Origin of the sequence: Halorubrum sp. CBA1125 (assembly GCF_009742825.1) — an archaeon.
Classification (GTDB): domain Archaea; phylum Halobacteriota; class Halobacteria; order Halobacteriales; family Haloferacaceae; genus Halorubrum.
Map to the genome: position 1 here is coordinate 1 of NZ_WPCE01000093.1, position 11161 is coordinate 11161.

The window sequence follows — 11161 nt, forward strand, 5'->3', positions numbered from 1 at the left end:
TCGCGGGAGCGCGCCTACCGGACAGCGAATCAGACGTTCCTTGACCTGTATCGAGCGAACCCGGGCTGGTGTGAGAACCCCTCTCAGAACACTCTGGCCAGTATCGTACTCGCGAGACTGAAGCGATAACTCCCCTGATTGCGTGCGATCTGTGCGATCTACAGCCCTGACTGCGTGCGATCTGTGCGATCTACAGGTCTCTCGTGTGCGCGTACGTGAGCCCGTATCCGCCGTCGACGGTCAGACACTCCCCCGTAATGAACGCTGCCTTCTCCGAGGCCAAGAACACGGCCGCGTTGGCGACGTCCTCCGGGGAAACCCACCGATCACCATACGGTGCGTTGTCGGTGATCTTCTGTTTGAACTCCTCGACGTCGTACAGATCCGAGGTGAGTGCAGTGGGGGCGAACCCCGGACAGATCGCGTTCACACGGACGCCTTCGGGACCGTACTCGATGGCCAGCGTCTCGGTGAGCTGTTTCGCGGCGCCCTTGGAAGCGTTATAGGCCGCCTGTTCCGCCCACCCACACAGCCCCGCGAGCGAGACCACGTTGATGATCGTGCCTCCGGAATCCTGTTCGAGGAACTGTTGAACGGCGTATTTCGATCCGTTCCAGACCCCCTTTACGTTCACCGCGTAGGCTCGGTCGAGGTCTTCCACGGGGCGCTCGTGAACCTTCCCGAGCGGGGGATAGATCCCGGCGTTGTTGACGAACACGTCTAATCCGCCGAACTCCGAAACGCAGGTCTCGACGAGCGCGGAGACCGTGTCGGGATCGGTTACGTCACACTCGACGTAGATCGCTTCGCCGCCCTCGCGTTCGATTATCTCGGGCGTCGAGCGGTCGGGATCGTCCTCGTACCCGCCCTCGCGTGGCGTCTCGCGAATGTCGGCACAGACGACGGTCGCGCCTTCGTCGGCGTAGTATCGGGCGATTTTGCGTCCGAACCCCGAACTCGCCCCAGTCACGATCGCCGTCTGGCCGGACAGCTCACCGGTCATGGGTACTCCCCCGCAGTAGCGTCGTCGACGTGTTCGCTAGCGGTTCTCCGCTGGTGGGAGTTCTTCTCTCGCATATCTCTCCGTGATCCTCTGGCTGCCAGCAGTATTAAAATTCAGGTAGGGGTACGGCCCGCGACCGACTTTCGAAAACGGCTGTCGTCGCAGGCGACTCCAGTCCAGTGACTCCCACTTGTTCTGCTCCCCATCGCCCTCGTAGCCGTCTATCAGCACATCGTGCCGGACGCCGTCGCTCTCGGGCGGGCCAACTGCCGCACCGTTCAGTGTCACACTAGCGGACAGCGCGTTGGGGCCGGATCGGCAGACGAGCTGTCGAGTGCAGGACGTCGAACTGTTAGCGACGTTCGCTGTCGCGGTACTGCCTGACGATCGTCTTCCCGCTGGACGATCCGATCCGCTCGGCACCGGCGTCCAGCATCGCCTTCGCCTCCCGCCACGAGCCGATCCCGCCGCTGGCTTTCACCGGGAGGTACTCGCTCATCAGTTTCACGTCGGGGACCGTCGCGCCCCCGCCCGCGAACCCGGTCGCCGTCTTCACGAAGTCGGCGTCGACGTCGACGGCGGCCTGACAGGCGAGGCGGATCTCGTCTTCGGAGAGGAGCGGGGATTCGATGATGACTTTCACCGGCACCGACACGGCCTCCGTCACGGCTCGGAGATCCTCGACTGCACCGTCTCTATCGCCCGTCTGTACCGTTCCGACGTTGATCACCACGTCGATCTCGTCGGCTCCCTCTTCGACGGCAGTGCGTGCTTCGGTCCGTTTCACCTCGGACGCATGCTGTCCGTGCGGGAAGCCGACGGGAGCGACGACGGTCACGTCCCGTGACCGCTCACGGATTGTCGGGACGTAACACGGGTAGGTGGCGAAGTTCATCCCGTATTCGATCGCCTCTTCGAGCCCGGCCCGGACGTCTGCGACGGTCGTGTCGGGACCCAGTACGGTGTGGTCGATCAGCGCGGCGATGTCGTCGGAACTCACACCCGCCGGTGGGGTCCGTTAGACCAAAAGCTACGGGGTCGTATCGGCCAGTCTGTCGAAGATCGGCGTGAGCCGATCGTAGCTCTCTTTGAAAATCTCGAACAGTTCGTCGTAGTGTTCGCGGTCGTTCCCGGTCGGTTCTCGCCGGCGTTCGGGCGAGACGAGTTCGTCCACGCAGTCGAACCCCGAGAAGATACCCACGCCGATGCCGCCTGCGACCGCGGCACCGAGGGACGTCGCTTCCTGTGGGTGATCGGAGAGCACCACCGGCGTGTCGAGCACGTCGGCGAGGATCTGGTGCCACTCGTCGCTTTTGGCGCCGCCACCGATCGCCCGGAGCTCGTCGCTGGCGATTCCCTGTTCTTGGAGCGCCTCCCAGATGATCCGGAGGTTGAAACAGACGCCTTCCACGACGGCGCGCAACAGTTCGGCCTGCGAGTGTTGCTTCGACAGTCCCACGAACACGCCCCGGGCGTCGGGGTTCCAGTGCGGGCTCCGTTCACCGAGGAGGTACGGGAGAAAGAGGAGACGGTCCGCCCCGGGGTCGCTATCGGCTATCTTCAGGTTCGCGAGGTCGTGTTTGTCGACGCCGGCGACGTCCGCGGCCCGCTCCAGATCACCGCCGATCGTCTCGATCGCCCACTGGAATGACCCGCCCGCACTCTGCATCGTCCCCATCGGGACGTACTTCGACTCGTCGAGGTGGGCCCAGGTGAAGGTCCGGCGGTCCGGATCGTCGATCGGCTCCTCGCTCGCCGTCGCGACCCACGCGGACGTGCCAAGATACGTGTAGGCCTCACCGGAGCGGACGACGCCGGCCCCGACCGTCGCACAGGAGCCGTCCCCGCCGCCGGCGACGACCGGCGTTCCGGCTTCGAGGCCGGTCCGTTCGGCTGCGTCCGGGGACACCTCGCCCACGACGTCGGTCGACGCGTGGAGGGGCGGGAGCTTCTCGCGCGACAGTTCGATCCCGGTTAGAATCTCGTCCGACCAGTCGCGCGCGTCGAGGTCGTAGAGGTTCGTTCCCGACGCGTCGGAGTAATCGGTCACGAACTCGCCGGTCAGCCGCTGTATCACGAAGTCTTTCGCCTGAAGGAACTTGTACGTGTCATCGAAGACCGACGGCTCGTGGTCGCGTATCCACAGCACCTTGGCGGCAGTGTAGTTCGCCTTCGCCGGGTGTCCCGTCACCTCGTAGACGGTGTCTCTCCCGACCCGCTCTTCGAGCGTCGCCACTTGGTCGACGGCACGCTGGTCGGCCCAGATGATAGCGCGCCTGAGGGGATCGCCCCCCTCGTCGACCGGCAAACAACCCATCATCTGCCCGCTGAAGCTGACGACGTCGATGTCTTCGGCGCTCCCGTCGAGGTCGTCGAGTAGGCTCTGCGTGGATTGCCGGACGGCAGACCACCACTGAGTCGCGTCCTGTTCGGCCCAGTTGTCCCGCAGGTAGAACGTCTCGTACTCGGCGAAGTCACTCGAGAGCAGATTCCCGTCTTCGTCGTACACCGTCGCCTTGTTTCCGGTCGTTCCCAGGTCGTGTGCCAGTATTCTCTTGTCGGACATATCGATACAGAATTTGCTACTCCGTTCGTTCCGACCGGTAATAATAGTGACCGAGGATCGCACGGTCGCCGGCGTCGGGCTCGGAGTCGGTGGTCCGTCTCGAACACGCGGTCCGCTCGTCTGGAAGAATCCGATGCGTCGTCGGCGACGTATCAGCCGGTCTGGCAGCCGGTTTGGCCAACCGACGGACCGCCGGACGGCAGTAGCTTATCGAGACTTCTGTTCGAGAGAGTCTCTGTACTTCGGTAACATACCACGTACGGCCGGCTGTCAAACTCGCACGGTCGCTATCGCACAAAGAGATACCGATAGACGGTGAAGTCACCAGTGTCTCGGCCTCCAATCCGTTGCAGTGAGTGCGCTTGCCTAACTCCCACACAACCTCGAAGGATACCTTTGATGCGTGCCTTTTGTTAGCTGTTGACCGGTGCCATATAGGACGAATTCCAGCATCTTACCACGCAGCAAATTCTCACCGACACATTTCACAAGTAGAGTAGGAGATCACCTGACTGGGGACTATCCAATCACACCATATCCTGGAGACTATCCAACCATATGAAACGTAAACACGCATCAGTCCCAGCTACAAAATTGTAGTCGGGGTACAAGTTCTGTAGCTGTGGTTGATACGTGCCTCAGGATCGTTTTCACGTGTTTGAATGGAAATCGAGAGTGGGTTGATGCTTTGGTCAGTCGTTTATGAAAAAACATAACAGAGCCGAATGAAACCGTCGCGTATGAACGTGGTTAATCCCGCAACCGGCGAGACAGTTGAAACGTACGAGACGGACGAGGCTGCGGATGTCGAGGATGCGTTGGACCACGCGGAGGCCGCGTTCGACTCATGGCGTGAACGGCCACAGCGTGAACGCGAAGAGTTGCTCGTCTCGGCGGCGGAGATTCTCCGTGAGCGACAGTCGGAGTACGCCGAGTTGATCACCCGGGAGATGGGAAAGCCGATCACGCAGGCGGAAAGCGAGATCGAGAAGTGTGCGTGGGTGTGTGAACACTACGCCGAGTACGCGAGCGCCTACCTCGAGGACGAGTATCACCCCAGCCCTGCCGGCACAGAGGTGAAGACATCCTACGAACCGCTCGGGCCGGTCCTCGCCGTGATGCCGTGGAACTTCCCGTTTTGGCAGGTGTTCCGGTTCGCCGCACCGAACCTCGTCGCCGGCAACGTCGGCCTCCTCAAACACGCTTCGAACGTCCCGGGCTGTGCGCTGGCCATCGAGGAGGTGTTCCGGGACGCCGGCTTCCCCGATGACGCCTTCCAGACGCTTCTCGTTTCTTCGGATCTCGTCGAAGGTGTCATCGACGACGAGCGGGTGAAAGCGACGACGCTCACGGGTAGCGGCCCCGCGGGGAGCGCGGTCGCGGCCGCGTCCGGCGAGCGCATCAAGAAGTCCGTCCTCGAACTCGGCGGCAGCGACCCGTTCGTCGTCCTCGACGACGCCGACCTGGAGATGACGATCGAGGAGGGCGTCTGGGCGCGCAACCAGAACTCCGGACAGTCGTGTATCGCCGCGAAACGGTTCGTCGTTCACGACGACGTCTACGACGAGTTCGTCTCGGGGCTCGTCGAGGGGGCCGCGTCGTTGACGGTCGGAGACCCGACGGACCCGGACACGGACGTTGGCCCGCAGGCCAGCGCCGACCTGATGGCCGAGCTCCACGAACAGGTCGAACGGAGCGTCGAGGCCGGCGCGACCGTCGAGACGGGCGGGGAACCGCTCGATCGGGACGGCGCCTTCTACCCGCCCACGGTGCTGACGGACGTCCCGGACGACTCCCCGGCCGCCCGAGACGAGCTGTTCGGCCCCGTCGCGGCCGTCTTCCGCGTCGACGAGGAGGAGGAGGCGATTGCGCGGGCCAACGACACGCGGTTCGGACTCGGCGGGAGCGTCTGGACGACCGACCGGGAGCGAGGCGAGCGGCTCGCTCACGAGATCGAGGCGGGCTGTGTCTACGTCAACCGGGTCGTCGCTTCCGATCCACGGGTTCCCTTCGGCGGAGTCGGAATCTCGGGGTTCGGCCGCGAGCTCTCGGAGGCGGGCATCAAGGAGTTCGTGAACCGGAAGACGGTCTGGGTGGAGTAGCCCGCGCGTTCGCGTCCGAGACTCGGCGCACCGTCACTTGTTCACAAACGCGAATCGACCTGTAATGGTGAACCGTTCTAGCAAGTGAGCGGTGGCTTCGGGTCAACCGCCTACTTGATGGCTCGGCAACCGCGTCTCGTTGTGAAGATCACCGCCGCTCTCGTAGCTCGTTCAAGTCCTCCCCCCGATCGACGTCCGCGAGCACACCGTCGTCACCGGTTTCCACGAGCACGGAACGATCGCCGGTCAAAAGGATCTCACGACCCCCGGTATCCCCGGCGACGTCTGCGAGGGCATCGAAGTGCCGATCGTCGAACAACACCGGGTTGCCCCGAACGCCCTCACAACTGGCGGCGAGCGCGTCGCCGATACCCGCCCGATAGGCCGCCACGAGGCGATCGACGCTCTCCACGGAGACGAACGGCATGTCACCCAGCGCGACGAGGACGGCTGCGCCGTTCCGGTCGCGTGCGGCTGCCACGCCTCGCCGGACGGTCGTCGCCTGTCCCGCCTCGTACCCTTCGTTGTGAACGACTGTCACGTCGAGGTCTGCGACAGCGGCCGTGACGCGTTCGTGCTCGTGGCCGGTAACGACGACGACGCTGTCGACGTCGGACTCACAGAGTGTGCGAACCGCGTGACGGACGAGCGGCTCGCCTCGCCAGGTCACGAGGAGCTTGTTCCGATCGCCGAACCGAGAGCTCGTGCCGGCCGCGAGGACGACACCGACGATCGGCGACGTATCGGCCGGCGATACGGACGAGGACGATTTCCGCGATTCCTGCTCGGTGTCGCCGTCGAAGGGAGGCTCGACGACGGGCAGATCGTCGGTCACTGGACGACCTCCATCGGTACGACGGCGATCGAGTCGCCCTCCTCGCCGCCGCGTTCCGTGATCCAAACAGCGTCAGCACGGGTGGCCCGAGTGCTCGCGGCGAGCCGTCCCGGCCGGTACCGCCGCTCGAAGACCGGGAGCACCGAGTCGACGTGGCCGAGCGGCATCGCTCCCTCGTCGGTCAGCGTCACGGGCACGGCGTACTCGAGGGGGTCGTCGGAGACGGCGAGGTCGCGCCGGAGCGACGCCGTCAGCGTTGGAAGCGGTTCCGACGCGGCCGGGCCGTCGAAAAGGGGGCGGCAGACGAGCGTTGCGGCGAAGAGGGCGGCGACGGGTTTGCCGGGGAGCGCGACGACGACCGTCCCGTCGTCGAGGCGGGCGGCCGTCACCGGGCGCCCGGGTCGGAGCGAGACGCCGCGGAACAGGATCTCGCCGAGAGCGTCGAGCGCATCGACCACGTGATCGCCGCGGCCGACGCTCGTCCCGCCCGTTGTCACTACCACGTCGTAGCCGTCCGCAAGGTCGGCGATCCGGTCGTGGACGTGGTCCGGTGAGTCCGGGACGCTCCCGACGAGCGTCGGGGTGTGCCCCCACACGTCGACGAGCCCGGCGAGCATCTCGGAGTCCCGGTCGGGCTGTACGCCCTCGTGGATCTCGGTGCCGGTCGCCAGCACGGCGACGGAGAACCGTTCGGCGACGACGACCTCTCCGCGACCCACGTCCCGAAGCAACGCTGCGTCTTTGGGGGTAAGCACCTCGCCGCGTTCGACGAGCGTCTCCCCGGCGGTGACGTTGCTCCCCCGTTGGTACACGTTCGTTCCGGCGTCGAGCGACGGACCGTCGAGTACCTCTCCCTCGCGGTCCGCGTCCTCGCGTTTCAGCACCGCCGTCGCTTCCGGCGGGAGCGGTGCCCCGGTTGCAACCGGAACGGCTTCGCCCGGATCGATCGTCGGTGGGTCGTCTTCGGGGGCGACGGCGTCGTCGATAACCCGCAACGGGTACGAGTCGTCGGCCGCGAACGCGACCCCGTCCATCGTCGCCACGTCGTGAACCGGAACGTCGGCCTCGGCGACGACCGGCTCGGCGAGCGACCGCCCGGCGACCGAAGACAGCGGAACCTCCTCCGTCGGGCTGTCTTCGAGCAGCCGCGTTCGATCGGCGAGTAGCCGACGCACCGCTGCTGTACGACGCGAGAGTCCGTGGTCGGTCACGCCGTGGTCGGTCACGCGACGACCCTCGTGGTCACGGTCTGCCGAGCGCTCGGACGTTGGCGCGTCTGCGCTGCCGACGGTGGACCGAAACAAGTTACAACGCTGGACGAAGGGTAACTATTACCGATCACGTTTACCGTCACCATATTTTATTATGTAAGCGAACCTGGTTCCCATCACAGTAGAATGGTAACACGCACCATGTTGATAAGCGGCACGGGACGAACCGAGGTCGGCTGATCGTGGAGTTCGAGGGGACGTTCACGATCGACGACGTATCGACCGAAGAGGTGTGGCTGGCGCTGTCGGACCCGGTCCTGATCAAACAGTCGTTGCCGGGGTGTCAGTTCCTGACGCGGGTCGAGGACCCGAACGACGTGGACTTCGAGGCGCTTCGGGAGAGCGCGCCGGACGAGGATCCGGCGACGCTGCCCGAAGCCGACCCCGAGGACATCTCGGAGCGGGCCTTCGAGGAGGGCGGCCACTACGCGGCGCTGATGCAGATCAGCGTCGGCAGCGTCAAGCCGAGCTTCCGGACGGTCGTCACGATCGACGAGCGGGAGTTCCCGGCGATGAACGCCTCCGGCGAGGGCAGCGCGACCGACTCTTCGTTCGAGATGTCGTCGGGAATGACTCTGGTAGAGGCCGACGAGGGCGTCGACATCGAGTGGGAGGCCGAGGCGGACGTCTTCGGCAAGATCGCCCAGATGGGACAGCGAGTCATCAGCCCGGTGGCCAACCGCGTCGTCAGTCGGTTCTTCGGCAGCGTCGAGGACCGCCTGACCGAGGTCGCCGAGGAGGACGACTCGGAGGGGCTTCGCGATCGGGTCCGGAATCTGCTGTGATCCGGGACGCCGATCAGTCGGACAGTCCGGCCGCGACGGCCGAACCGCAAACCACCCTGGTCGACGACGACCACGGCCCCACGGATCGCGGACATCATGGCAGAACACGAGATCACGCTCACGGTAAACGGAACCGACCACGAACTGACAGTCGAATCGCGAGAGTTGCTGGTGCACGCCCTCCGGGAACAGCTGGGATACACGGGCCTCAACGTCGGGTGTGAAAGCACCATGTGCGGGGCCTGTACGGTCCACCTCGACGGCGACGCCGTCAAGTCCTGCACGGTGTTGGCCGCACAGGCCGACGGGCAGGAGGTCACGACCGTCGAGGGACTCGCCGAGGGCGGCGAGTTCCACCCGATTCAGGAGGGGTTCCAGGAGGAACACGGCCTGCAGTGCGGCTACTGCACGCCCGGAATGATGATGACGGCGACGCAACTCCTCGAGGAGAACCCGGACCCGAGCGACGAGGAGATCCGCGAGGCGCTGGAGGGGAACCTCTGTCGCTGTACCGGGTACCAGAACATCGTCAACGCGGTCGAGAACGCCGCGGAAAAGATGGGCGCCAGCGCCCGGGGGGACGACTGAGATGAGCGTCGAATCCGTCGATCCGGACGACGTCGACGCCGCCGACATCCTCGGTTCGGCCATCGAACGCCGCGAGGACCCCGCGCTTCTGACCGGCGACGCCGAGTACACCGACGACATCCAGCTCCCGCAGATGACCCACATGGCGGTCAAGCGGAGCCAGCACGCCCACGCGGCGATCGAGGGCGTCGACACCAGCGCCGCGGAGGCGATGGACGACGTGGTGGCGGTCTACACCGCCGAGGACATCGACGTGCCGGGGAACCTGCCGACGGGCTGGCTCCTCGACACGCTGAACCAGGTCGATCACCCGATCCTCGCCGGTGACCGCGTTCGCTACCAGGGCGACGCGATCGCCGTCGTGATCGCCGAGGAACGGTACGCCGCCCACGACGCCGTCGACGCCATCGACGTCGACTACGAGCGGCTGGAGGCGGTCACGAGCCCGCGGGAGGCGCTGAACGGCGCCGCCGACCTCCACGAGGACGCGCCCGGCAACACCGCCTTCGAGTGGGAGATCGGCGACGCCGAGAAGACCAGCGAGGCGTTCGAGAACGCCAGCCACACGGCGAGCGTCGACTTGGAGAACCAGCTGCTCATCCCGAACGCGATGGAGCCGCGCGCCGCCGTCGCGGACTACAACCCCTCGACCGAGGAGCTGGAAGTCGCGATGACCACCCAGAACCCGCACCTCCACCGCCTGCTCATGTCGGGAGTCATCGACCACCCGGAACACAAGCTCCAGGTCCGGGCGCCGGACGTGGGCGGCGGCTTCGGGAGCAAGATCCACCACTACGCCGACGAGGCGCTGGCCGCGTGGGCCGCGAAGCAGGTCGAGCGGCCGGTGAAGTGGGTCGCCACGCGCTCGGAGACGTACCTGACCGACGCGCAGGGACGCGGGCACGAGACCCACGGCGAGATCGCGATGGACGACGACGGCAACGTCGTCGGCCTGACGGTCGAGACCGAGGCGAACCTCGGCGCCTACCTCTCGACGTTCGCGCCGTCCGTCCCGACCTACCTCTACGGCACGCTGCTGTCGGGGCAGTACGACATCCCGGCCATCCACTGCGAGGTGACCGGCGCGTTCACGAACGTCCCGCCGGTCGACGCCTACCGGGGCGCCGGCCGCCCCGAGGCGTCGTTCGTCGTCGAGCGGCTGATCCACCTCGCCGCGAAGGAGATGGACATGGACCCGGCCGAGTTCCGCCGACGGAACTTCGTGCCGGACGACGCCTTCCCCTACGAGACGGAGGTCGCCGTCGTCTACGACAGCGGCGAGTACGAGAAGACGCTCGACCGCGCGCTGGAACTGCTCGACTACGAGGGCTTCCGCGAGCGCCAGCGAGCGGCCCGCGAGGAGGGTCGATACCTCGGGATCGGCTTCTCCGCGTACATCGAGGCCTGCGGGCTCGCGCCCTCCGAGCTCGCCGGCCAGCTCGGCGCGCAGGCCGGGCTGTGGGAGTCGTCGCTGGTACGGTTCCAGCCGTCCGGCACCGTCACGGCCTACTGTGGCACGTCCGGCCACGGCCAGGGTCACGACACGACGTACGCGCAGATCGTCGCCAACGAACTCGGGATCGACTACGAGGACGTCGACGTCGTCGAGGGCGACACCGACGAGATCCCGCAGGGGATGGGGACGTACGGCTCCCGCTCGGCCGCCGTCGGCGGGAGCTCGCTCGTCAAGAGCTCGCAGAAGGTCGTCGAGAAGGCGAAGTCGATCGCGGCGCACCAGCTCGAGGCGAGCGAGGAGGACATCGATTTCGACAACGGCGAATTCCACGTCACGGGGGCGCCGGACCGCTCGATGCACATCACGGAGATCGCCGAGCAGGCGTACCTCGCTCACGACATGCCCGACGACACGGAGCCGGGGCTGGAGGCGACGAGCTTCTACGACCCGGACAACTTCGTGTTCCCGTTCGGGATGCACGCCGCCGTCGTCGAGGTCGACCCGGACACCGGCGAGGTCGAGTTCGAGCGGTACGTCGCCGTCGACGACGTCGGC

9 protein-coding genes are annotated in these 11161 nt (G+C 65.8%); 4 read left to right on the forward strand and 5 right to left on the reverse strand.

Annotation, left to right across the window (positions count from 1 at the left end; all coding sequences use genetic code 11):
* Positions 1 to 190 precede the first annotated feature (190 nt).
* The 3 genes from GJ633_RS09670 to xylB form a co-directional block, all read right to left on the reverse strand.
* Entirely contained in the window at positions 191 to 1003 is an 813-nt protein-coding gene (locus GJ633_RS09670) for an SDR family NAD(P)-dependent oxidoreductase (RefSeq protein ID WP_156588657.1), read from the reverse strand.
* 352 nt (positions 1004 to 1355) lie between these two features.
* Complete coding sequence (gene deoC, locus GJ633_RS09675) at positions 1356 to 2003, reverse strand: deoxyribose-phosphate aldolase (RefSeq protein WP_321169001.1); 648 nt, start codon at positions 2001 to 2003, stop codon at positions 1356 to 1358.
* A gap of 30 nt (positions 2004 to 2033) precedes the next feature.
* Positions 2034 to 3569 (reverse strand): xylulokinase, encoded by a 1536-nt coding sequence (gene xylB, locus GJ633_RS09680; RefSeq protein ID WP_156588658.1) that lies wholly within the window; start codon positions 3567 to 3569, stop codon positions 2034 to 2036.
* A gap of 740 nt (positions 3570 to 4309) precedes the next feature.
* Between xylB and GJ633_RS09685 the strand changes: the two genes are divergently transcribed.
* On the forward strand, positions 4310 to 5671 hold the full coding sequence (locus tag GJ633_RS09685) for an NAD-dependent succinate-semialdehyde dehydrogenase (RefSeq protein WP_156588659.1): 1362 nt from the start codon (positions 4310 to 4312) through the stop codon (positions 5669 to 5671).
* 148 nt (positions 5672 to 5819) lie between these two features.
* On the opposite strand, the gene GJ633_RS09690 is transcribed toward GJ633_RS09685, so the two are convergent.
* Both GJ633_RS09690 and GJ633_RS09695 read right to left on the reverse strand, forming a co-directional pair.
* On the reverse strand, positions 5820 to 6506 hold the full coding sequence (locus GJ633_RS09690) for a nucleotidyltransferase family protein (protein ID WP_321169002.1): 687 nt from the start codon (positions 6504 to 6506) through the stop codon (positions 5820 to 5822).
* Positions 6503 to 7732: a molybdopterin molybdotransferase MoeA gene (locus GJ633_RS09695; protein WP_321169003.1), complete on the reverse strand. Its 1230-nt coding sequence runs from the start codon at positions 7730 to 7732 to the stop codon at positions 6503 to 6505. The genes GJ633_RS09690 and GJ633_RS09695 overlap by 4 nt, the downstream gene beginning before the upstream one ends.
* A gap of 227 nt (positions 7733 to 7959) precedes the next feature.
* Here GJ633_RS09695 and GJ633_RS09700 point away from each other — a divergent pair, with 227 nt between their 5' ends.
* From GJ633_RS09700 to GJ633_RS09710, 3 genes are all read left to right on the forward strand, one after another.
* Positions 7960 to 8562: an SRPBCC domain-containing protein gene (locus GJ633_RS09700; protein ID WP_321169004.1), complete on the forward strand. Its 603-nt coding sequence runs from the start codon at positions 7960 to 7962 to the stop codon at positions 8560 to 8562.
* A gap of 96 nt (positions 8563 to 8658) precedes the next feature.
* Positions 8659 to 9150 carry a (2Fe-2S)-binding protein gene (locus GJ633_RS09705; protein ID WP_156588663.1) on the forward strand — a complete coding sequence of 164 codons (492 nt, stop codon included), beginning with the start codon at positions 8659 to 8661 and terminating at the stop codon, positions 9148 to 9150.
* A gap of 1 nt (position 9151) precedes the next feature.
* Positions 9152 to 11161, forward strand: a 2010-nt coding sequence (locus tag GJ633_RS09710) for a xanthine dehydrogenase family protein molybdopterin-binding subunit (RefSeq protein WP_156588664.1), incomplete at its 3' end; no start/stop codon positions are given.